The 23,712-nt window shown below is 53.3% G+C and carries 14 protein-coding genes; 4 read left to right on the forward strand and 10 right to left on the reverse strand.

Annotation, left to right across the window (positions count from 1 at the left end; translation table 11 throughout):
* Positions 1-172: 172 nt before the first annotated feature.
* Positions 173-1,606: a phosphomannomutase gene (locus tag ACT3XD_RS09590; RefSeq protein ID WP_192538861.1), complete on the forward strand. Its 1,434-nt coding sequence runs from the start codon at positions 173-175 to the stop codon at positions 1,604-1,606.
* A gap of 124 nt (positions 1,607-1,730) precedes the next feature.
* Here ACT3XD_RS09590 and glyA read toward each other — a convergent pair whose 3' ends face one another.
* The 4 genes from glyA to ACT3XD_RS09610 all read right to left on the reverse strand — a co-directional run bounded on the left by glyA (position 1,731) and on the right by ACT3XD_RS09610 (position 8,071).
* The gene (gene glyA / locus ACT3XD_RS09595; protein ID WP_192538862.1) at positions 1,731-2,996 is read right to left on the reverse strand and encodes a serine hydroxymethyltransferase; all 1,266 of its coding nucleotides are present in this window, start codon (positions 2,994-2,996) and stop codon (positions 1,731-1,733) included.
* A gap of 923 nt (positions 2,997-3,919) precedes the next feature.
* A complete protein-coding gene (locus ACT3XD_RS09600) occupies positions 3,920-4,348 on the reverse strand; it encodes an REP-associated tyrosine transposase (protein ID WP_192539726.1) in 429 nt (142 codons plus the stop codon).
* Between the two features lie 340 nt (positions 4,349-4,688).
* A complete protein-coding gene (locus ACT3XD_RS09605; protein WP_444280555.1) occupies positions 4,689-7,259 on the reverse strand; it encodes an ABC transporter permease in 2,571 nt (856 codons plus the stop codon).
* Positions 7,256-8,071, reverse strand: a complete 816-nt coding sequence (locus ACT3XD_RS09610) for an ABC transporter ATP-binding protein (protein WP_225736344.1) — start codon at positions 8,069-8,071, stop codon at positions 7,256-7,258. Before ACT3XD_RS09610 ends, ACT3XD_RS09605 begins: the two co-directional genes overlap by 4 nt.
* On the opposite strand from ACT3XD_RS09610, the gene ACT3XD_RS09615 reads away from it, so the two are divergent.
* The 3 genes from ACT3XD_RS09615 (at position 8,070) to ACT3XD_RS09625 (ending at position 11,485) form a co-directional block, all read left to right on the forward strand.
* Positions 8,070-8,741 carry an arylesterase gene (locus ACT3XD_RS09615; protein ID WP_192539724.1) on the forward strand — a complete coding sequence of 224 codons (672 nt, stop codon included), beginning with the start codon at positions 8,070-8,072 and terminating at the stop codon, positions 8,739-8,741. The two genes, ACT3XD_RS09610 and ACT3XD_RS09615, sit on opposite strands and share 2 nt — an antisense overlap.
* Positions 8,742-8,821: 80 nt before the next feature.
* Positions 8,822-9,526 (forward strand): transglutaminase-like cysteine peptidase, encoded by a 705-nt coding sequence (locus ACT3XD_RS09620; RefSeq protein ID WP_192539723.1) that lies wholly within the window; start codon positions 8,822-8,824, stop codon positions 9,524-9,526.
* Positions 9,527-9,586: 60 nt separating this feature from the next.
* Complete coding sequence (locus ACT3XD_RS09625) at positions 9,587-11,485, forward strand: bifunctional diguanylate cyclase/phosphodiesterase (RefSeq protein ID WP_192539727.1); 1,899 nt, start codon at positions 9,587-9,589, stop codon at positions 11,483-11,485.
* Between the two features lie 34 nt (positions 11,486-11,519).
* Here ACT3XD_RS09625 and ACT3XD_RS09630 read toward each other — a convergent pair whose 3' ends face one another.
* The 6 genes from ACT3XD_RS09630 to ACT3XD_RS09655 form a co-directional block, all read right to left on the reverse strand.
* Positions 11,520-11,840, reverse strand: a complete 321-nt coding sequence (locus tag ACT3XD_RS09630) for a tryptophan synthase subunit beta like protein (protein ID WP_192539722.1) — start codon at positions 11,838-11,840, stop codon at positions 11,520-11,522.
* Positions 11,841-11,939: 99 nt separating this feature from the next.
* Positions 11,940-17,687 (reverse strand): retention module-containing protein, encoded by a 5,748-nt coding sequence (locus tag ACT3XD_RS09635; RefSeq protein WP_444280556.1) that lies wholly within the window; start codon positions 17,685-17,687, stop codon positions 11,940-11,942.
* A 249-nt stretch (positions 17,688-17,936) separates the two neighbouring features.
* Positions 17,937-18,563, reverse strand: a complete 627-nt coding sequence (locus ACT3XD_RS09640) for a response regulator transcription factor (RefSeq protein ID WP_192539836.1) — start codon at positions 18,561-18,563, stop codon at positions 17,937-17,939.
* Positions 18,563-19,993, reverse strand: a complete 1,431-nt coding sequence (locus tag ACT3XD_RS09645) for an HlyD family type I secretion periplasmic adaptor subunit (RefSeq protein ID WP_192539835.1) — start codon at positions 19,991-19,993, stop codon at positions 18,563-18,565. The genes ACT3XD_RS09640 and ACT3XD_RS09645 overlap by 1 nt, the downstream gene beginning before the upstream one ends.
* On the reverse strand, positions 19,993-22,170 hold the full coding sequence (locus ACT3XD_RS09650) for a type I secretion system permease/ATPase (protein WP_318782789.1): 2,178 nt from the start codon (positions 22,168-22,170) through the stop codon (positions 19,993-19,995). The genes ACT3XD_RS09645 and ACT3XD_RS09650 overlap by 1 nt, the downstream gene beginning before the upstream one ends.
* A gap of 153 nt (positions 22,171-22,323) precedes the next feature.
* Positions 22,324-23,712, reverse strand: a 1,389-nt coding sequence (locus ACT3XD_RS09655) for a TolC family outer membrane protein (protein ID WP_444280557.1), incomplete at its 5' end; no start/stop codon positions are given.

Below are 23,712 nucleotides of genomic sequence, written 5' to 3' on the forward strand. Positions count from 1 at the left end.
AGTATCGAAACGTTCGTTATCGATGGTCTCCGCTTACGGAGGCCATTTTTTATGCCTCGAATAGCGCCCCAAACACAGGTAATGCATGGCCCCGGCTTTACAGCGTGTTAAATTCATTGCATAAACTTATACGCTTACTCATCACATCTGCTTTTAACCTTGGAGAAACACGTTGAGTTCAACACGTTTAGCAGCGGTCATTATTGCTGACAGCGGCATCGCCTTCGGTACCAGCGGCGCACGGGGGCTGGTAGAGCAGTTTACTGACGAAGTATGTGCCGCATTTAGCGTAGCGTTTCTTTCCGCCATGCAGTCGAGCTTTGACGTTAAACGGATTGCAATCGGTATGGACCGCCGTCCCAGCAGTCCAGCCATGGTAGCAGCGTGTACTGGCGCCGCCCACGCCATGGGTATCGAGGTTGATGACTATGGCGTGCTGCCTACTCCTGCGCTTGCGTTGCAGGCCATGACTGATGGCATTCCCTGCATAATGATCACCGGTAGTCATATCCCCTTCGACCGAAACGGAATTAAGTTCTACCGCCCTGATGGCGAAATTACCAAGCAGGATGAAACCGCTATATTAAGGTCAACTACGCCGATGCCTGCAGAGATACTCCCAGTACGCAACGATGTTTCGGATGCCGCCAACGAAACATACGCTCGACACTTTACTTCGTGGTTTATCGGAGAGCCGCTAAAAGGTTGGCGTATAGGGCTATATCAACACTCAGCTGCCGGGCGCGATTTAAATGCTCATATATTGACCGAGTTGGGTGCCGATGTCGTTGTACTCGGCCGTAGCGAAACCTTTGTTCCTGTGGATACTGAAGCAGTCAGCGAAGAAGATCAGGCAAAGGGCCGCGCTTGGGCAAAACAGCATCAGTTACATGCATTATTATCCACCGACGGTGACGGCGACAGGCCCCTGGTCGGCGATGAGACAGGTACTTGGCAGCGTGGCGACGTGGTGGGTTTACTGTGTGCACAAGCGCTGAAGATTGAAGCATTGGCGGTGCCGGTAAGCTGTAATACTGCCATTGAGGCATGCGGGGCGTTTAGACAGATTGAGCGGACCCGCATTGGCTCGCCCTATGTATTAGCCAGTATGGCAGCGCTCAACAAGCAGTTTGATAGCGTTGCGGGGTTTGAGGCAAACGGCGGTTTCTTGTTAGGCAGTGATCTAAAAGCTGATAACCGTGAACTGGCGGCGCTGCCTACGCGTGATGCGCTTTTACCTGCATTGACCTTGATGATAGCAGCAGCCCAACGCGGTATGAGACTGTCGCAGCTATTTAGCGGCCTTCCATTACGGTACACCGCCAGTGACCGACTCAAGGATTTTCCTACCCAGCAGAGCAATGCCCTGTTAGCAAAGTGGCAATCAGCTCCTGAAAAGATGCAGGAAGCCTTGGGATTGGCAGCGCCGATTAAAGCGGTGAATACTATCGATGGCTTACGCGCAACGCTGGAAAACAACGATATTGTGCATTTGCGCCCGTCTGGCAATGCCCCAGAACTGCGCTGCTACTGTGAATCAGACTCGCAGGCGCAAGCCTCTGCCCTGGTTCAGAAAAGCTTGGCTAGCCTCGCTGCTCTTGCTTAGATTAATCGCTTTTCGTCTTAAAAGTTTGATCTGAAAAAGCAAAACACGGGAGGCCTTTAGGGCCTCCCGCGCGTTGCGGCTATCCATAGCCGGAGAACTATCTGTCCGATATAACGCTAATGGCTTACTTATAAACCGGGAAGCGGCCGCAAACTTCTGCCACTTTCTCGGCCACTTGGGCTTCAATAGCGCTGGTGTCTTCGCCTTTGGCCAGCACATCCAGAATGTCACTGATCCAACCTGCCAGCTGACGGCACTCTTCTTCACCGAAACCACGCGTAGTTACCGCTGGCGTACCGATACGCAGACCTGAGGTGACAAACGGGCTTTGCGGATCGTTAGGCACAGCGTTTTTGTTAACGGTGATATGCGCACGGCCTAATGCCGCATCGGCATCTTTACCGGTTACGCCCTGCTTGATTAATGAGAGCAGGAACAGGTGATCTTCGGTACCGCCGGAAACGATATCAAAACCACGCTCCATAAACACGCCCGCCATCACCTTGGCGTTTTTAACGACCTGCTGCTGGTAGGCTTTGAACTCAGGCGCCATAGCTTCTTTAAAACAGATCGCTTTTGCCGCAATCGCATGCATCAACGGGCCGCCCTGACCACCGGGGAATACGGCAGACTGCAGCTTTTTCTCAATGTCGGCATCATCTTCTGCCGACAGAATCACGCCACTACGCGGACCGCGCAGCGTTTTATGAGTCGTTGAGGTAACAACGTGAGCATGGGGCAAGGGGCTTGGATAAACGCCTGCCGCGACCAGACCCGCTACGTGGGCCATATCCACCAGCAGGTAAGCGCCTACTTCGTCAGCGATTTCGCGGAACTTGGCCCAGTCAATCACCTGCGAATAGGCTGAGAAACCAGCAATAATCATTTTAGGCTTGTGCTCACGGGCAAGCTTGGCCACCTGATCATAATCAATCAAGCCCTGCTCATTTAGGCCATACTGAACCGCATTATACTGCTTGCCAGAGAAATTGGGTTTGGCACCGTGAGTCAGATGGCCACCAGCATCCAGGCTCATACCTAAAATGGTGTCGCCCGGCTTAACCAACGCTAAAAACACGGCGCTATTGGCCTGTGAACCTGAGTGCGGCTGCACGTTAACGTAGGTCGCGCCGAACAGCTCTTTGGCGTAGTCAATCGCGAGGTTTTCAGCGATATCTACAAACTCGCAGCCGCCATAGTAGCGCTTGCCAGGATAGCCTTCAGCGTATTTGTTGGTCAGCTGGCTGCCTTGCGCTTCCATTACGCGCGGACTTGCGTAGTTTTCAGAAGCAATTAACTCAATGTGAGCTTCTTGGCGAGCCACTTCTTTCTGCATGGCATCAAACAGCGCATCATCAAATCCGGCAATTGTCATATCGCGGCTGAACATTGGCGGGAAACCTCGTAGATAAGGATCGATCATGGAAGAAATCAGGCCGCTATCATAACGCAGCCGGACGCGACTTTCATCGCATCAGCGTCAGGTACTGCATGAATGCCGCTCATGGCGATCAGCGCACTCAAGATACACCCTGCCGGTTAATGGTAAAAACAGGCCTCAAACAGGAATGGGGTTGGGTGGTGCAGCCACTAAGGGAGGCCGTTGGCCTCCTTCGCCCAGTGGAACTGGGCTCCCACAAGGTTAATTCAAGCTCTCAAAGCCACTAAATAGTAGGTGCATCTTGAGATGATAGAAGCCCGTTTAAGCCAGCAGAGATGCTTTGAAACCTGCTCCGGCCTTGTGGGAGCAGGCTTCAGCCAGCGAAGGGGTTGGCCTTAACCAGGGAGGCCGACGGCCTCCTTCGCCCAGTAGAACTGGGCTCCCACAAGGTTAATTCAAGCTATCAAAGCCACTAAACAGTAGGTACATCCTGTGATGATAGAAGCCCGTTTAAGCCAACAGATTTGCTTTGAAACCTGCCCCTACTTTGTGGGAGCAGACTTCAGCCAGCGAAGGGGTTGGCCTTAACCAGGGAGGCCGTTGGCCTCCTTCGCCCAGTAGAACTGGGCTCCCACAAGGTTAATTCAAGCTCTCAAAGCCACTCAATAGTAGGTGCATCTTGAGATGATAGAAGCCCGTTTAAGCCAGCAGAGATGCTTTGAAACCTGCCCCGGCCTTGTGGGAGCAGGCTTCAGCCAGCGAAGGGGTTGGCCTTAACTGGGGAGGGAGGCCGTCGGCCTCCTCCGCCCAGTGGAACTGGGCTCCCACAAGGTTAATCTGAATTTGGTGGCAAATAGACTATAGGAGCTGATGAACTATGGCAGACCAGCAATGACTTGGGCTTCCACGAAGCCCATATTCATGATGTCAGATCAAAGCCAGACCGCATCCCAATAACTGTAATGATTTATATCCTGCACTAAATTCGCTCTTAAAGGATTACCTACTATGTATCTTGCTACATCTCTTAATGATTCTTCCTGACGAATCATTCGATCATGAAAACCTCGTTGCCAAGCGCTTTCCCCCAGCCCCAACGAAACGTAGCTTTTATAGCGGCGAACAGCTTCTGGGAGCCGCTCATTAAGCTGAATAAGCCAGTGGACATGATCAGGCATCACAACAAATGAAATTGTTGTTGCAAGCTCTTGAACGCGAGGCTGGTAAAAGCATCTGGAGGCACAGCAAGCGGCCTGAAAACTAGTAAAGGCAGGATAGCGGTTTTGCGTGGTGATCGTTATTAAGTAATAGGCATTTTCTAGCGAGAGCCTCCCTCTCCTAAGCCGATAACTTTCTTGCATACCGTCCCCAAATGCTTAATTTAATTAGCATAGGATATTATCAATTGAAGCACAGAGGTCAAAAGCGTTATGAGAACAGATTTTAGTCAAAAGAAAAGCGCCAAAGCCCATTGAGGCTCTGGGAGCAGGTTTCAGCTAGCGAAGGGGGTGGCCTTAACCAGGGAGGGAGGCCGTCGGCCTCCTTCGCCCAGTGGAACTGGGCTCCCACAAGGTTAATTCAAGCTCTCAAAGCCACTAAATAGTAGGTGCATCTTGAGATGATAGAAGCCCGTTTAAGCCAACAGAGATGTTTCGAAACCTGCCCCGGCCTTGTGGGAGCAGGCTTCAGCCAGCGATTTATCTAGGCTTCTCCTAACAAACCTAAACTGGCTGCGGGTGCTTGGCGGCGTAGCCCGCGTGAGAGCGCATGGCCGATGATGCCGATCAGTAGCGCGCCTCCAAACGGTAACGCCAGCCATAAGGTGATGTGCAGTCGCGGCGTCAAGTCGAGCCAGTAAATGTAAAGTGCGGCGGTTGCCACCTCCGCAAGTGCGGCGCCCATTAAGCCGCTGGTAAAGCCAAGCAGTGCGTATTCTGCGCCTTGAATACGGGAAATCATTCGATTACCCGCACCAAAGACACGCAACAAGCCACTTTCATGGGCACGAATGGGCTGACTTGCGGTTAAGGCGGCGTAAAGTACGCTGATTCCGGCGAGTAGAACTAGCATCAGTACAAGCTCTATTGCCCGCGTCACTTGAGCCAACACATCACGCACTTGGCCTAAAATCGCATCAACGTTGAGTAACGATACTCCTGGGAAATCACTTACCAACTGACGTATTAGCCCTTCCTCATCATCGGGTAAATGGAAGGCGGTGATATAGCTATGGCCAAACTGCTCCAACACGCCGGGCGGGAAAATCACAAAGAAGTTAGGCTTGAAGCTGTCCCAGTTAAGACTGCGCAAGCTGGTAATGCGCGTTGTTAGCTCATCGCCACCTATGGAGAAGGTTAAGGTATCGTTGAGCGCTAGCCCTAATCGACTCGCTAGCTCCTCTTCCATGGAAATAGGCACTATATCAGGCTGCGGAGTAGCATCCACGGCGCCCAACCAGCCTTGCGGCTCAGCAGGCACGCTTTCTTGTCGTGTAAACCAATCCCCGGCGACTACCTGATTGCCTTCTGGCAGCTCAGCCTGCCAGGTAAGGTTGAGTTCGCGTCTCAGAGAACCATCGCCCCTGGCATCCTCGGGTACGGCCTCCATTGGCGCCTGATCGTTTATCGCCGTAATCCGCCCGCGTACCATCGGGTAAAGCGTGCTTTGCGTATCCACGCGCGGAGCCACGGCCTGTTCAAAAGGGTCGCGCTCAGCGGGCTGGATATTTATCGCAAAGTAATTAGGTGTATCGTCTGGCAATTGCGACTGCCAAGTCGAAAGAAGATCACCACGCACCAGCACAATCATTGCCATGGCAAAAAACGTTACTGAAAACGCCAAGAGCTGACCGACACCTGCTTGGCGGCGACGTGCTAATTGACGCGCGCCCAAACGAAGCGCCTGCGCCCACTCTCCACCGCCGGCTAGCTTCTTTACGCCATGCAAAATACCATTAAGTAACAGCGCACTAACGCCCCACAGCACTGCCAGCAGCACACCACCGCCCAATAATAGCGAGATTGCTAAGGGCAGGCTGCCTGAATAAAGCCATAGCAAGCCACCAAACACGCTAGCCGCCACGCCCGCCACAAGCCAAGCCGAGGGCGGCAAGGGGTCCAGCTCACGGCGCAACACTTTAAGGGCACTAACCCGCTTAATACGCAAAAGCGTTGGCCCGGCAAACCCTACCAGTACCGCCAGTGCGGTTAATATCCCTAACCAGAGCGGCGTCACTCCTGGCGGTGGCAGCGTCATGGGTAAAAAGCTAACCAAAAGACGCAGCAGAATTGCCTGACCGGCCAAGCCCAGTAACGCGCCAATCACCGATGCCACCAAGGCAAGGCCGATCAGCTGAAGGCTAAACAGCACCATAAGCTGCTGTTGACTCGCGCCAAAGCAGCGTAGCAACGCGGCTGTATCCAGGTGGCGCTCGACATAACGCCGCGCCGACATGGCCACCGCGACGCCAGCCAGTAAAACGGCCGCCAACCCCGCTAGCCCCAGGTAGCGCTCGGCCCGCTGTAACGCATTACCCAGCTGTGGCCGGTCCACGCGTACGTCGCGAACGTCAACACCTGCGCGACGCAGTTCCGCCAACAGGCCTTGCACTTGATCCAGCGCTTGCGGCGGACCTGCCGCCAGTAGTTCAAACTCGACTCGAGAGCCCTCCTGCACAAGCCCCGTAGCCTCAAGGTCTGCCGTATTGAGCATCAAGCGGGGATTAAAATTACCAAACCCGCCGGATTGGTCAGCTTCTCGCTCAACAATACCGCTAACCGTTAACTCGGTTTGGCCAACCTGAACACGGTCGCCCAGCTCTATTTCAATCAACTGGGCCAAGCGCGGGTCTACCCACGCCTCTCCCGCAAATGGACCTCGGGCCAAGGGCTCAGCACCATTGCCTACGTCCACGTATGAAACGCCATAATGCGGATAAATATCATCGACCGCTTTAAGGCTTGCAGGTTGAAAGCGCTCGCCAAGGCTGATCATGGATACCAGATCGACCTGATCACTTAGCGCAAAACCAGCCGCCTGCAAGGTATTGCGCAGCTCGTCTGAAAAGGGGCTTCGCTGTTCAAGTACTAAATCCCCTCCCAGCATTTGCCCTGCCTGGCGTTCAAGACCACGCTCCAGGCGGTCGAGAAAAAAGGCAATCATGGTGGAAGCGGCCACGGCGAGCACCAGCGCGACAAAGAGCGCACGCACATCGGCAGAGCGCAAATCGCGCTTTAGGCTTCTTGCGGCCAATCGCCAGGGAATATCACTCATTGCCCGCCTCCCACCGTATTGGGATCCAAGGGCAAAAGCTGGCCCTGGGCGAGTTGCAGGCAACGATCACAACGGCGTGCCAAGGCATGGTCATGGGTGACCAGAATAAGCGTTGTGCCAGCTTCCCGATTAAGGGTGAACAGCAAATCAATAATCTGAGCCCCGGTGTCGGGGTCCAGATTACCGGTTGGCTCATCGGCAAACACCAGTTTGGGATCGGTGACAAACGCCCGGGCAATGGCTACCCGCTGCTGCTCACCGCCGGAAAGCTGCTTGGGCAGATGATCCACCCGCTCCCCCAGGCCCACCTTCGCCAGCCAAGCCTGTGCAGTGTGGTCTTCTCCTGCACGTGGCGAAAGCTCCAGCGGCAGCAGCACGTTTTCCAGGGCGCTTAGCGTAGGCAGCAGCTGGAAATTCTGGAAGACAAAGCCTACTCGTCCAGCCCTTAATGCGGCACGGCCATCTTCATCCAACCGGCTAAGCGGCTGACCGAACAGTATGAGCTCGCCGTCACTGGGTGTATCAAGGCCGGCCAATAGGCCCAGCAGGGTTGATTTACCCGCCCCGCTTTTACCTAGTATTGCAACGCTCTCGCCCGCCGCTACGCTTAACGACAGCTGATTTAAAATAGCGAGCTTACGCTCACCGCTGGTAACCGTTTTGGTTAGCTTATCTGCCTGAAGAACAGGTCGGCTCACGGGAGTCGCGGGAACCTTGCCGCTTGTTAGAGAGCCGGTGTTGGGTTGGCTCACCGCTTGCGATGAGATACCAGCGGTGGAAGACTGTGTAGATTGATCCGAGGAGTGAGGCATGAAGCGAAGCATCCCTGTGGCATGGCATAAACTTAACCGCATGGTAACCGGCGGACTGGTGGTTCTGATAGTCACCTTAAGTGCCCCAACTATCAACGCAAACGAGCGCCCAATCGTATTGGTCATGGGCGACAGCTTGAGCGCGGCTTACGGCCTGGAGAATGACCAGGGGTGGGTAACGCTTTTAGAAAAGCGCTTGAGCGACCAGGCAACGGTGGCCAATGCCAGTATCAGCGGCGAAACCACCTCCGGCGGCTTGCAGCGGTTTAGCGATATTCTAACCAAGCAACAGCCCAATATTGTCTTGCTGGAGCTGGGTGGCAACGATGGTCTGCGGGGCCTTGCGCCTACTCAGATGCGCGACAATCTAGCCCGCATGATTGAGCAAAGCCAGGAAGCCGATGCCCAAGTGTTATTGCTGGGGATTGATATTCCTCCCAACTACGGCCAGGCCTATCGGGATGCATTTACCGGCGTTTACTACTCCCTGGCAGAAGAGTATGACGTGCCGCTAGTGCCCTTTTTATTGGAAGATATCGCGCTTAATCAGGCGCTCATGCAAAGTGATGGGATCCACCCAACCGCCGATGCCCAGCCAATTATTTTAGATAACGTGTGGCCTGAGCTGGAACCGCTTCTAGACAATATCTACCAAGCATCAGCGGAGTAGTTATTTATCATTAAGCAAATGTAGAACTTAATCGCGGCAGCTTGTAGTCTTAGCATACCCTTTTGTGATGATGGCGACTCATGCCCGCGCCTTTTAATCCTTCCCCTTTCAAGCTTTCTCGCCGACAGTTCCTAGCAACTGCTGGCGCTTTGCTATTGGGTTCGGGTTTAGGCATTCACCCAACGCCTGCAGTGGCATTTGACCCCCAACGCTTACGCCAAAGCATGCAGCAAGCTTATGGTCAGGCAGGCCTTGCCGTGCTTGAAGAATGGTTTGCCATGCTGGAGCGCCTGCGCGGCCAGGATGTCCAAATGCAGCTGCGTGAAGTCAACGATTTCTTTAACCGCCGCATCCGCTGGGTTGACGATATGGTGGTGTGGGGGGAGGAGGACTACTGGGCGACTCCTCTTGAAGCAATGGGCAATGGCCGTGGAGATTGCGAGGATTACTCCATTGCCAAATACATAACGCTCAAACAACTTGGGGTACCGGGTGAACGGCTGCGAATGATCTACGTGCGTGCTCGTATTGGACGCAGCCAGATCACCCAAGCCCACATGGTCTTAGGTTATTATTCGACGCCTAATGCTGAACCGCTGGTACTGGATAACATTGCACCGTCTATCACGCCCGCCTCGCAGCGCTCCGACCTTGACCCACTTTTCAGTTTTAACAGCGAAGGGCTGTGGGCCGGCGGCTCGTCTGAGTCGCGTGCAGACCCGCTGGCCAGGCTATCGCGCTGGCGTGGCGTACTTGAGCGCATGCAATCACAAGGCTTCATCTAATAAGGATTAGGCACTATGTCTCTAGACACTCTGTCACCAGGAAAGAAGTCATTAGGCACCATGTCACTGATCAAACAGCTCTGGCTTGCGATTATTGCGCTGCTGCTGCTGTCATTTATCGGTAGTTTAGCGGTTAGTATCACCTCTAGTCGCGACTATATTGAGCAAGAAGTGCGCATTAAAAATTCAGACAATGCCACCGCACTTGCGCTCTCCATGAGCCAGCTTGATAAAGACACGGTTATTTTAGAGCTTCTCGTTGCCGCACAGTTTGATACCGGCTACTACCGGCGAATCACCTTGCGCGGTACTGACGATAGCGTATTGATTGAACGTACAGCGGAAAGCTATCAGGGCAGTGTGCCGCAGTGGTTTCGGCAGTTGATTGACTTTGACGTGCCCAGCGGCGTAGCAACCGTGCAAGACGGCTGGCGCCAGTTTGGTACGCTGGAGCTTGAGAGCCAACATAGTTTTGCCTATGACGCCCTATGGCGCAGCACATTAGAATTAGTAGGCTGGTTTCTTCTCGCTGGAGCCATTAGCTTTGCATTGGCTATGGCCATCGTACGTGGTATCCAGCGTCCGCTTAATCGTGTGGTAGCCCAAGCTCAGGATATTAGTGCGCAGCGCTTTACCACCATTAGCGAACCCCGCACCCTGGAATTGCGCCACCTGGCGCAAGCCATGAACCAGCTGTCTGCTAACGTACGTCAAATGCTCAACAGTGAAAGCCAGAAGCTTGATGAACTACGTCGCCGCTTGCAGCATGACCCTGTCACAGATGCGCTAAGCCGTGATGTATTTATGGGCCGATTAAGTGCCTTACTGGAAAGCGATGAAGCGCGTGCCAGTGGTTTAATGATAATGGTACGCGTCAGTGAGCTGGATAAGCTCAATGAGCGCTTAGGCCATCAGGCAACCGACCATTTACTGCGTACGCTTGTGGTGCAGCTGGCGGCCCTGGATACAGCAAGTGAAGCGCCGCTGATTGGCCGTTTAAACGGTAGCGACTTTGCGTTACTGATACCCCTGGCAGACGATGTCGAGACGCTAAAAACAGCGCTACAGCAAGCGCTAAATAATACGGCAGCACTGGCAAACGATGTAGGTTTACCCGCCGCGATTACGCCCTACGCTGCGAACGACCAGCGTGGCCTTTTATTAGCGGCCCTGGATGATGCCTTGGCCGAAGCGGAAAGTGACAGCGCTTATCAGCGTATTGTCATTCGTCATCATCAACGCCATGCCCTATTCAATACCCACACGGAGTGGCGCAACGCCTTAGATAAGGCCATCCTACAAGGCCCACAACTAGCTTATTTCCCGGTAGTCGATGCTCAGAACCAAGTGATTCACTATGAGTGTCCGGCCCGATTAGCGTTAGGCGAACAGTGGCAGACCGCCGGTGTGTTCATCCCGTGGGTAACACGGTTTGAATTAGAGCCCAGGCTTGATCTCGCTGTGGTGAAGGCCGCACTGGCCCAGTTGGCAGAAAACAGCGAACAGCGGCTAGGTATTAACCTCTCGATTGCCTCGATTACCAACGCGCAGTTTGTTACGGAGCTGCGGGCACTGCTTGAAGACGCTCCTTTACTGGCAACCAAGCTTTGCTTTGAAGTGCCGGCTACGTTAAACACAACCGCATTAACCGGATTGCGTGGGCTATGTAACACCTTACGTCCTTTGGGCTGCCAGTTCGGCATCGAGCATGTTGGCGCAGACTTTACTAAACTCGCCGACTTGCATGATGTGGGGCTGTCTTATCTAAAAATAGACAGCAGTTTGATTCGTGGATTGGATACTTCCCATGAGCAACAGACCATCGTGCGGGGGATGGCGACACTGTGTCATTCGCTGGGAATTCAGGTTATCGCGGAAGGTGTCACTGAGCCGCAGGAGTTAATGCACACTTTCTTAAGCGGCATGGATGGCGTTACCGGCCCAGGCGTGCGTCTTTAATCTGCTGAAGCACACAAGTTCAAGCGGCGACGCTCTAAATAGTGTCGTCGTCGCTTAACAGGCCTACCCCGCTCTTTGCCCGAAGCGATTTACGCTCCATGATCTTTTGCTGGGCAGGAATGGGCAGATCCGTAAACGAGATAATCCCCTTTTCTAGCAGCACTGCAAGAATGTCTTCCACGACGCGTACAAATGCCAGGTCAGAAGCCACAAATTGCGCCGACTGACCACTTTGCGTGGCCAAAAAAGCCATCACCTCCGGCGAATCAGGCGATAGTGTTTCACTGCACTCAGGCGTCGGCTCATTACTGAGCATGACAACCTCACCTTGGGCGTTACGTTTGATATAGAACATAACCGCTTCCTATGTGGGTAAAAGCGATAGATAGGTATCAAGTGTACCAAGCAGGATAGAGTAAGGCCGCCCGTTGGCGGCCTTACTTTACGCTCAGTTCTAATCAATCTTCAATTGGTCGTTTTCCAACATACTTTGTATAAAGTCTGAGGAGCTTGAACCCTGCATATCCACACCCTTCATGACAATATACTGATCGGCATTGCTTCCGTCTGCCGCCAAACCACCATCCGATTTGACATGTAGTACGGTATCGGTGCCCTGCTGCTCAGCATGAATGTACTGATCGATATTGCCGCTGTTCTCGCCTTGCAGTAAATCGGCTAGATCAAGGCGATCCGCCTGGCTATCTGCACCAAATTTACCGACCGTAAAGTCCATTACCTGATCGACAGCAGCACTTTTGCTCGTTCCTTGATCGCCAAACTCCCATTTGAAAGTATCTGCACCGGCGCCGCCGTAAAGGGTGTCGTTGCCTCCACCGCCAACCAACACGTTATTCCCAGCATCACCATCAAGTGTATCGCTACCTTCCGAGCCCCACTTAAAGCTATCCACTCCTGGGCCGGTAATACCCACGCGCAGGGTCGCTTCGGAGGTCGAGCCGTCGGTGTGCACCAGTTGATAGGTCAAGGTATCGATCTTGCCTACATTAGCGACTTTAGCATCCGGGCTATAGGTGTAGTCGCCATCCGCCTCGAGCGTAAAGTTACCAAATTTACCCGCGACACTCGTACCTAACGCTTTGGTATCGACAAACTGAGTGCCGTTCCACACTTTAAGCGTAGTAGCGTTGACATCGAAAATATCTCCTTTCCCTTCGATACTGGCATCCGTCAGTACGTTACCCATCACCTCAGCAGATTTGATTTGCTCATAAGACTTGGGCTGATCAATCGCCGTGACACCTTTAATCGTTGCGGAAGAGTAAGTACCCCCAAAAATACTTGTCGATCCACTCGTCTTCGCGACAAATTCGACTCTATATTTACCCTCTGTTAGATCAAACGAATAATCCTTACTGCTAAGCGCACCGCTATAACCAGACACAGCTTTGTAGTTACCAGCGGCATCCTGCTTAGTGAGTTGCCAAGACATAGAGGCAGAGGTGAATGTTAACCATCCACTAGGTTGATACAAATCAACGCTAAATTTCAAGCTACCCTTCCCTCCTTCATTCACAGTAAACGTTTTGCTGTAGGTATCGGCTCGCTCCTGCGAAGTCGCGTAGTACGAGGTTTCTTTAGCGATCAGGTCAGTTGTCGTTGCAGGCGGCGTAATCGTCTCAGCTGTTATCTTCGCTTCGTTGACGTTATCTATCGCCAGTACGCTTGTTATACCAACCTTCGTCGTATCGACCTCACTATGTACACCTAGTTTGCTGACTGCTTCGGCTGAGACCTGAACCTCTTTTGCCCCAGCAGTCGGTGCCACAGTCAGCCCGGTTTTACTGGTCAACATGTATTGGCCATCAGCGTTCATGCTCAGCTCTTTGCCATTCTGTAAGAGCTTACCGCCTGTAACCTCGACTAAGTAGTTAGCAATTTCTCCATCATCAATATGGCCATCTAACGTGACCGAGTATTGAATAGTACTCGGCAGTGTCGCCTTGATATCCGATATTGTCATGGTTTCGGCGGAATCCGTAGACGCCACTACAAACTTGATTTCCGCCTTACCTTCGCTGTCCAAGGTGACTTGTGCCGAGTGTGAGGTCTTCTCAGAAGCATAATTATTATTAGAGCCTCCTGGCTGACCTAGCGAATAAGTAGATTTATCATTTAGCTGCTTTCCACTATGGTCATAAATATAGAACCTATCTGCTGTATAACCGTTATTTTTATTTTCCTGACTGTCATCCTCCCAACCACCAAAAGCTTGCTGCGTCCAACTTAGCGTAAAGGTTTTTCCAGCGTTATGGGTACCAAAGGAAAATGTTTCAGACTTCTCAACTAGCTCCGCGCTGCCATTAACCACCCCACTCCCTTCAGCACCTAAGCGACTAATATTAGCTTTGGATATATCCGGGATAACAACACTTTCTGCAGTGATCGCAACATCAACCTCAGGTGTTGCACCGGCGTAAGCATCCAGGCTCACGGTGGTAATTGCACTATCGCCATCACCGTCGACCGCTTTGATCTTGAACTGGATATCCTCTGGAATGGCTTTATACTGCACGAAATCCCAGGTGCCCTGCGTTTTGGAAAGTTCCACTCCAAAGACTTTATTCCCCTGGCTGTCACGTGCCACCAGCGAACTTCCGTCATTCACTACCGATACCGTATAACCAAAGTTATTGGTCAGGCCGTCCAGCGAGAATCCACGAATACCATCCGCCGACTCTGCCAAAACCTGCCCTTTGGCACTGGCGATGACCTGACCTGTCACCTCACCATTGAAATTAATGCTCTTAAGGGCATAGTCACTGTTGTCACCGTTACTCATCAGCTTGCCGTTGTCGATTGCAACAAAATGCACTTCATCGAAACCACCGGGCACCGACTTGAAGTTAGCCGCATAACTGCCGCTATTGGCATCCGAGGAAAATTCTTTCTCTTCTATTAACTTACCTTCACGATAAAAAAACGCTTTACCTCGTTCAAGTTCGCCGCCATACATCAAGCCGAATTCAGCGCTCAAGCCAAACGCTAGCTTGCCGGTGTCCAGCTTGATGATCAGCTTCTCCGAGGCTGAAGTACCATTACTGAAATGGCGATAATCGATCTCACCCGGCAGCTTATGGTAGGGGCTTCCATTGCTATTAACACCGAGCCCGTTGCTGGTTTGATAAACCTTAGCCTCAGTCAACGTTGAATCTGTAGCCGATTTGAAGCCCTGAGCGGTGATACTGAATCCATTGAAACTAAGCTTTGTGTGGTTTTGAGCGCCGCTCGCGTTAAGAGATGTCTGGCCATTCAGGACGACGGGTACATCTTGTACAATAGCTTTATATCCGTCGGCATTTTGTGTCAGCGTCACGCCATCATCTTCAAATTTCAGATGGCGGCCCAAGGTGATCTCAGTTTGTGCTGAAAGCGCGTTGCTACCTTCTTCAGTAGCTTTCACAATCAAACGGATGCCCGCATCCCGCAGCGGCAGAACCTCATCCCCACGAGTGGGGTCAGGATGATGAATTGCCATATGCTGAGTCAACGTCACCTTTCCACTCTGATCGACACTCACCTCGAAGGCAGTGGCACCGCTCTTGGTTAGGCCCACGATATTGCCACCACTCATTACTAGCGAAATATCCTCACCGCTTTGAGTAGCTTTCAGCACTGGAGGAGTCTCGCCCTTGGCAGTCAAGCCCAACTGATAGCTCACTACTCCCTCTTTACCCACCGCATACCCGGCTGAAAGCGCTTTCGAGAAGTCCGTCGTAGAAGATACAGACGATGATTCACGCAGCCCGGTCTCGTCCACGAGCACATCCAAGCCACTTAGCACATCGCTATTGATGGTGATGGTAGGGGCTACACCGTACTCTTTCTCGGCGCGGATGTTGCCCACGTTACCCGCGGCGTCGGTGGCGGCGATCACGCCGTCGATGGTCTGGTCGGCGTCCGCGGCCAGGTCACTGCCTGCCACGACCACGCTCCAGTTGCCCTCGTCGTTGACGGTGGTTGCGTAGGGTTTGCCGTTGATGGTCAGGGTGACCAGGTCGTCTTCGGCGTACTCGCCGGTCACGCGACCGGTCACGGTGACGTGACCGGCGGCTTCGTCTGCGTTCACGGTGTTGTCACCGGTGACGTCGTCGATGATCAGCGTGGTGGTGTTCGCATTTGGGGCCACGGTGTCGAGGTTGGCGTCGTCAGTGGCCGTCGCTTCGTTGCCCGCCTGGTCTTCAACCGTGGCGGTCACGCTCAGCTCGCCCTGGTTCAGGGTGCTCAGGTCGGCGGTGGTTTCGTAGTTGCCGTCGGCATCCACGTCGGCGCGCACGGTCACCTCGGTGGTGCCGTCGCTGATCACCAGCGTGACCGTCTGACCGGCTTCCACGCCCGTGGTGCTGCCGCTGATCGGCGCGGCGGCGACGTTGTCGCTGTTCACGTCGTCCAGGCTCACCGTGATGGTGGCCACGGTGTCGAGGTTGACCCCGTAGTCACGATTAGCCTCAGCGCCGTAGGCGTTACCCGCGGCGTCTTCGCCGGTTACTTCGGCAGTGATGTTGCTGTTGTCCGCCAGCACCGCGCCGGGCACGTCGATGGCGTAGGTCAGGTTGCCGTCGGCGTCCGCGGTGACTTCACCTTCGTAGGTGTTGTCGCCCACGCTCAGGGTGACGGTGTCGCCCGCCTGGGCGTCGCCGCCGACCGTGCCGGTGACGGTGATGGTCTGGGTGGCTTCGTCGCCGTTGATCACGTCGTCGCCGGCAACGGTGTCGATGGTGATCGTGGCTTCAGGCTCTTCTACATCAGCGTCTGCATCCGCATCGGCGTCTGCGTCCGCATCGGCATCAGCGTCCGCATCAGCGTCCGCATCAGCGTCCGCATCTGCATCAGCGTCAGCATCGGCGTCTGCGTCTGCATCGGCGTCTGCGTCCGCATCGGCATCTGCATCAGCGTCCGCATCGGCGTCTGCGTCCGCATCGGCATCTGCATCTGCATCTGCGTCAGCATCTGCGTCAGCGTCAGCGTCAGCGTCCGCATCTGCATCTGCGTCAGCGTCCGCATCGGCGTCGGCATCTGCGTCAGCGTCCGCATCTGCATCTGCATCGGCGTCAGCATCTGCATCTGCATCTGCATCAGCGTCCGCGTCCGCATCTGCATCGGCGTCCGCATCTGCATCTGCATCTGCATCGGCATCTGCATCGGCATCTGCATCGGCATCTGCATCTGCATCTGCATCGGCATCTGCATCGGCATCTGCATCTGCATCTGCGTCAGCATCGGCGTCCGCATCTGCATCTGCGTCAGCGTCCGCATCGGCGTCTGCGTCCGCATCGGCATCAGCGTCCGCATCTGCGTCGGCATCTGCATCTGCATCAGCGTCCGCATCCGCATCGGCGTCTGCGTCCGCATCGGCATCAGCGTCCGCATCTGCGTCGGCATCTGCGTCTGCGTCTGCGTCTGCGTCTGCGTCTGCGTCTGCGTCTGCGTCTGCGTCTGCATCTGCGTCAGCATCTGCATCTGCGTCAGCATCTGCATCCGCGTCAGAGTCCGCATCTGCATCGGCGTCCGCATCGGCATCGGCATCGGCATCAGCGTCCGCATCTGCATCAGCGTCCGCATCGGCGTCTGCGTCTGCGTCTGCGTCCGCATCTGCATCGGCATCTGCATCTGCATCTGCATCTGCATCGGCGTCCGCATCTGCATCTGCATCCGCGTCCGCATCTGCATCTGCATCCGCGTCAGCATCAGTATCGTCAATGTCGGCAGCTAAGGCAGCACCGTCTAACTCAAAGAACTCAGCGGCGCCTAAGCTGGCTGCTGTTTCGAAACTTAGAGGGTCGGTTTCTTCGGCAACGCGTGCAACGCGCACGAAGTCGTGGCTGCCGCCGCCGCCCCCGCCGGCGCCACCAGCGGCCGTCGCGTCAAGTAGTTCAAGCAGGTCGCCGTCTTCATCCAGGGCGGCCAAGAGAGCCTCAAGGTCTTCATCTAGAACACTGGCTTCATCAGTAGCAACGATCTGTTCGTTATCAAGCTCTGGCGTCACGACGACTTCTTGTCCGCCTTCCACCAGGTTGATACCCGTACTGTCGGCAAAATCTAGCTCGACCCGGCCATCGCTTGAGGTAATAAGTGTTTCACCTTCTTGCAACACGTCGCCAATGCTCAGCTCGCGAAGATTGCCCGCCTCATCACGTGCCCAAGCTTGTCCGGTAATCGAGATAATAGTTGCCGCGGCCATATGTTACTCCTGGATAAACAGAGAGGCCGTCTTGACTAGCGCTGCATGAAGGCGTGCTAGATAAAGGAACGGCATATGAACGCATAATAGGGATAAGGACTAGTAAAAAATACTGTACCGTTGGACAGAATATAAATTAAATCGTATCAGGCAGGTCATTGATTAGCAGGAGAAGGGCCAGGCTGTGCTTAGTGCTTTAATACGTACAGAAATGCGTATAGAACGTCATAAAGCACAGCCTTTTTTACATTAAGAGTTAACGCGATAATCGTTGTTCGCAAGTTTCAAAATGAGTTGCAAGCGATCACGTACGCCAAGCTTTTTAAAGATGGCACTCAGGTGAGCTTTGACCGTCCGTTCAGTAATGTCCAGTTGCCGAGCGACTTCCTTGTTGGCAGCGCCAGACGTTACGGCAATCGCAACACTCTGCTCACGTTCAGTGAGAAGGCTCAGGCACTCAGCGGCAGGCCGCGCATTTTGCTCTGTTCGCTGCTGTAGCGCTTTAAAAGACCCGCCTAATACTTTAGAAAGCAGCTCCTGTCCTACCCATACGCCTTGGTTCGCTACCACCAGAGCCACTTGCTTTAATACGTCGACTGCCGCAAGCGTATGCACATAGCCTCTTGCCCCCTGATCCAGTGCCTTTAGCGCTTCACGATCATTAGGCATATAACTTAAAATAACCACCGTGACATTGGCAGCAACCAAGCGCCGGGCCAACGCTGGCCAAGTCTCTACAGTGGTTACCAGCCAAATAAGATCGCCCGGTTTTATCTGGCTCTCAATATTGTGCTCTTGTGCTGACTGCGCATCCGGAAATGCTGCCTCCCAACGCGATTTTAGGTCGCCATTTGTTGTCACAAACCAATTTGTCATTAGCGTTCCCCCATTGAATCACGCCACGCCCTTAATACAGGCTTAAGCATAAACTGCATTACCGTTCTTTTTCCGGTCACGATATCGACTTGTGCTGTCATACCTGGAATAACCTGAAGCCGATCAGCAACGCTTTCATTTTCTAAGCTGCGTACCCGAACAAGATAAAAGGTGTTGTTATCATCATCGGTGATGGTATCTGCGCTTATCAGCTCCAGCTCAGCCTGTAAGCCGCCATAAATGGCGTAATCGTAAGCCGTTAACTTGATAGTAGCTGGCTGTCCGGGATGCAAAAACGCGATATCTTGAGGTGCAATTCTAGCCTCTACCAATAGCTGGTCGTCACTTGGCACAATCTCAACAACTTCTTGACCAGGCTGCGCCACACCACCAATAGTGTTGATATGAATACGCTGAACCACGCCATCAACCGGCGAGCGTATTTCAGTTAACCTTACCCGGTCTTGCAGCCCTGTTCCTGATTGCTGCAACGCATTCAGATCACCTATCGCTTGGGCAAGATCGTTACGCCACTCGCTTCTGCGCTCTGCGCTTAGCTCGCGTAGCTGTGTCTCAGCTTCTTCTACGGCCGCGGTTAAACGAGCAACTGCTGCATCAGCTTGGTTCCGTTCGCCGGTCGCGGCAGACACCTGACGCTGCAGGCGAAGGATTTCAACTTCAGAAACAGCGCCTGACGCTAGCAAAGGGCGCGTCAGATTAAGCTCCTGGCTTGCCATATTGACTTCTCGCTGCGCGGTATCACGACGCGCCACCGCTTCACGCAGCTCTTCTTCGCGTTGGCGAATACGATCACCAAGGACGTTGCCCTGTTCGCGCAGCTCCTCACGCCGGCTTTCGTAGGCCTCTCGCTCCTGCAGGACAATATCCGGCACTTCCTGGCGCAACTCTTCCGAAGGTTCGAACGGTGTATCAGTAGCCAGCGCACGTAGCCGTTCAGCACGCGCCTGTAGAGCAAAACGTTGCGCGCGATTCTCACGAAAATCAGAAACAAACCGGGTCGGGTCGATTTGCATCAACACTTCGCCCGCACTCACCATTTGCCCTTCTCTCACCATAATTTGTTCAACGACACCGCCATCAAACGATTGAACACGCTGTAATTGACTAGCCGGTATAACGCGGCCCGCGCCACGCGTTACTTCATCTATAGAGGCGAAGTAGGCCCATACCAACAGTGCGATAAGGGTAAACAAGACGGTGTAGAGAAAAAGCCGCGCACGAATGGGCTCTTGCTGCATACGCGCCCAATCCGTATCACTGGCCCAGTCGCGATTCAAATGCGCTGAGGTGACGCGCTTGGCAAACAGTCGGTCCATAAAAGGACGAAACGGCTTTTGGCCTTTTTCAGAAAACCGACCAATCGCATCGAAGCCCTTCTGCTCTGCCGTTGAGGAGGATTTTTTTGCCATTACGATGCCCTCCCGATCTGACCATTTCGCAGCGCCTCGACCACGGTATCGCGAGGACCGTCAGCCACAACTTTGCCAGCATCCATAACGATAATACGATCCACGAGTGAAAGCAGCGATGTACGGTGAGTAACCACTAATACCGTTTTACCTTCAGCCACTTTGGTGAGGTTGGCTTTAAACGCCTCTTCACTAGCGTTATCCATTGAACTAGTGGGCTCATCCAGCAGCAATATGGAAGGGTCTTGGACCAGGGCACGGGCAATGGCCACCGACTGTTTCTGACCACCGGAAAGCGCTTGACCACGCTCCCCCACCTGCAAATCAATGCCGCTCGGATGCCCATTCACTAATGATTCAAGCCCGGCTATCTGCAGCGCACGCAGCAACTCGTCATCATCAATACGATCACTCCCCCCGCCAGCTACAATATTGTCGCGCAGCGAGCCGGCAAAAAGACTGACATCCTGAGGCACATAGCCGATATGGCTGCGAAGCTGTAGAGGATCCAGCTGACGGATATCGACGCCATCCAGCAAAATAGATCCAGAGGTAGGTTGATAAAAACCAAGTATCAGTTTATTGAGCGACGATTTACCGCAGCCAATGCGTCCAAGCAAAGCAATTTTTTCTCCGGCCTTGATTGAAATAGAGACATCACGCAGTGCATCACGCTCTTCATCCGGGTAGCGTAAGGTAACTTTGTCCAGACGAATACTGCCGGCCACGCTTGGTTTTTCAACGTAGGCTTTTCCCTCATGGCGCTCAACACGCTTATCCATCACCTTGTTCAATGACTCAAGCGCCGTAGAAGATTGATGATACTGGGCAAGTAAAGCGGCAGCCTGACTGATGGGCGCCATAGCTCGCGACGAGAGCATATAGGCTGCAATCAATCCACCTTGGGTCAAATTACCTTCAATAATTTGATAGACCCCAACAATAATCACACAGACAGCCACGCTGTTCTGTGCCCACTGCGCCACGCTTGAAACAGAGGTACTCACGTGTTTTAACTGCGCACCGGTGCGCGACAAGAAGGCCGATGCTTTTTCCCAGTGGCGTTGAATACGGCTTTCGGCACGCAACGCTTTTACTGTTTCTAACTGTGAGATGGATTCGACCAGCAACGCATTGCGCCTGGCGCCTACTTCCCACGTCGTCTGAGAAAGCTCATGTAACTTACCCTGGGCGGCAAGCGCGTAGAGCAGCACAAATATGATTCCGGCCAGTACAGGAAGTACCAACCAAGGGTTGATCAAAGCAATAATGGCGGCAAATAGCAGCACGAAGGGCAAATCGACAATGCCTAAAACCGTTGCCGAGTCGATAAACGCACGCACCGATTCAAACGATTGCAAGGTAGAGGTAAACGAGCCGGTGGATGCAGGCCGCTCTTCCAGCCGCATGCCGAGCGACTTGGCCATAATAGAGGACGACAGCTTTACGTCGGCCCGGCTTGCCGCCAAATCAACAAAACCCGAGCGCATAAGCCTTAGCGCCAAATCAAAGCATAAAACAATAAAAACGCCGATCGCCAACACCCAAAGTGTTTCGGTAGCCTGATTGGGAACGACCCGATCATATACATTGAGTACAAACAGCGGCATTGCCAGGGCAAACAGGTTAACCGCTACCGAGCCGAGTACGATATCTCGATAGAGACGCCGATTCTCGCGAATAACCCCCCAAAACCAGTGTTGATCACGCTGCTTTTTTACGCCCGGTTCTGAGACGTTGTCTGATCTGAACTTGGGGCGCACGTAGATGGCTTCACCGCTATATCCTGCGTACAGCTCACCAAGCGGCATCTCGATAGCCGCTTCTGAAAGCTCGGGAAAAATCACCTGAGCTTTCTGACCTTTCAGGTCCAACGCCAGCAGCACGCAGGCACGACCAGGTTCCAGCAACAAGACGGCGGGCAACAACGCAGGGTTAAGCGCTGACAACTTACTTTTTACAATACGTGCCGTAAGCCCCGCCCGTGAAGCCGCTCGCCCAAAGACAGAAGGAATTAGCTTCCCCTCTTCTAAAGGCAAGCCTGCGATCAAAGCTTCTGAAGAAACTTCATGCTGATGAAACGTAGCAATGGCTTTAAGACACTCTAAAAGCTCATCATTAACTTTTGGCCTACCACGTTGCAGAGATGCGGAAGTTTCCAGCTTGCTTTGTGTCACAAAGACCTCGTTACTTTAAGCAGTTGCGTACGTTAATAAATGCCATCCATGAAATATAAGCCTTTTACATGAATCCTATCGTTCAGAGGTGGCCTGATCCAACCCCCCTAGCCTTAACAGAGGGCTGGTCCAGTCATGCGTACTCAAAACTGCTTAACCGGCAGTAAAGTCCTGCAATGTAAAGCCCTGTGGGCCTTCAGTGGCACATACTTGGCCAGGGTTTAATGAAGGGTCCTCATAGCCCAGGTCAGCCAAACTTGGAATATCATCACGCACTACTTCCAAGGTTTGCATCAACTGGCCCATCGCAGCGAGCGTACGTGCTTCGGCTAGCGTGCGATCAAACTCAGCATTGGCGTAAGCCCGGCTAGCTTCAAAGTACTCGTTTTCGCTATCCAGAACGTCTAGCAACGTACGCTGCCCAATATCAAACTGCTGTTGATAAGCACCACGCACCCGGTCAATAGATTGACGGTGATCGTTTAAGTAATTGAGCTGCTCCGTTAACCGCTGGGTATCGTTATAAGCAATCTGGGTGGTTTGGCGCACATTCGTACACGCCGTTTCACGCTGATTAACAGCCTCTTCAATACGCGTTACTGCTGCATCAAACGCAGCTCGGTCACTGCCGCCACGGTAGATGTTCATACTGGCAACCAGTTGAATACTATGCTCGTCGCTACGTCCAGTTAGTGAGTTGTCCTGATTATTGGTGCCTGTACGCCCTTGAATATCCAGACGCGGCATAAACGCTGCCCGAGAGCCATTTTGCTCAGCGCGTTGCACCTCAATGTTTTCCATTGCGGCATAAAAATCAGGGTTACCCTGGAAAGCCATTTCAACGGCTGCATTGACATTGCTTGGCAGCTGCTCTGTGAGCGACGGCGCAGGCAGCATGTTCTGGGCTGGTAGCGTGCCGACAATCCGCTGATACCGGGCGGTCACATCGTGAAGGTTAGAGGCTTCTGACATCAGGTTCGACTCAGCTAACGCCAAACGGCCGCTAATTTGCTCTAAATCCACTCCCCTGCCCGCACCGGCAAGAGCGCGCTCTTCAATTTGAGAGAAAACCCGCTGGTGCTGACGGTAGTTATCCTGCGCCAAGCGAACGAGCTCGCGGTAACGCAATACATCCAAGTACGTGCGAAATGCTTCTAATGCTATATTTTCGCTGGTGCCCAGTAATTCAAAGTAAGCGATAAGACGGGTATGCCCCAGACGCTCAACTTCGCTACGCGTCGCAAAACCGTCAAACACCATTTGCGTTAGGGTTAGTTCGGCAAAATCACTGTTATAGCTGCCCTGACCGTCATTTTGCTGGTCCTGGAGGCCTACACCTGCTCTTACATCAATCGTTGGCAGATAGTTACCTTGAGCGGCCCTAACATCACTACCTGATGCGTTAAAGTTAGCCCAGGCAGCGTTAACTTCAGGATTGGATACGATGGTTTGCTGAATGGTGCTCGGCAGGTCTGTAGAGCCAGGCGTATAAAGGCTGGCAGGCAGCGATTGCGCCAAAGCCGAAAGCGGCATGCAGGCTAG

Origin of the sequence: Halomonas sp. AOP7-B1-5 (assembly GCF_052353045.1) — a bacterium.
GTDB classification, from domain to species: Bacteria; Pseudomonadota; Gammaproteobacteria; order Pseudomonadales; family Halomonadaceae; genus Vreelandella; species Vreelandella colorata.

Bases quoted from the DNA above. Each gene is read 5' to 3' on its own strand.
- ACT3XD_RS09645 (WP_192539835.1), bottom strand. From the start codon at position 19,993: ATGGCAAAAAAATCCTCCTCAACGGCAGAGCAGAAGGGCTTCGATGCG.
- ACT3XD_RS09610 (WP_225736344.1), bottom strand. From the start codon at position 8,071: ATGCCTCACTCCTCGGATCAATCTACACAGTCTTCCACCGCTGGTATC.
- ACT3XD_RS09640 (WP_192539836.1), bottom strand. From the start codon at position 18,563: ATGACAAATTGGTTTGTGACAACAAATGGCGACCTAAAATCGCGTTGG.
- ACT3XD_RS09620 (WP_192539723.1), top strand. From the start codon at position 8,822: ATGCCCGCGCCTTTTAATCCTTCCCCTTTCAAGCTTTCTCGCCGACAG.
- glyA (WP_192538862.1), bottom strand. From the start codon at position 2,996: ATGTTCAGCCGCGATATGACAATTGCCGGATTTGATGATGCGCTGTTT.
- ACT3XD_RS09625 (WP_192539727.1), top strand. From the start codon at position 9,587: ATGTCACTGATCAAACAGCTCTGGCTTGCGATTATTGCGCTGCTGCTG.
- ACT3XD_RS09615 (WP_192539724.1), top strand. From the start codon at position 8,070: ATGAAGCGAAGCATCCCTGTGGCATGGCATAAACTTAACCGCATGGTA.
- ACT3XD_RS09605 (WP_444280555.1), bottom strand. From the start codon at position 7,259: ATGAGTGATATTCCCTGGCGATTGGCCGCAAGAAGCCTAAAGCGCGAT.
- ACT3XD_RS09635 (WP_444280556.1), bottom strand. From the start codon at position 17,687: ATGGCCGCGGCAACTATTATCTCGATTACCGGACAAGCTTGGGCACGT.
- ACT3XD_RS09600 (WP_192539726.1), bottom strand. From the start codon at position 4,348: ATGCAAGAAAGTTATCGGCTTAGGAGAGGGAGGCTCTCGCTAGAAAAT.
- ACT3XD_RS09630 (WP_192539722.1), bottom strand. From the start codon at position 11,840: ATGTTCTATATCAAACGTAACGCCCAAGGTGAGGTTGTCATGCTCAGT.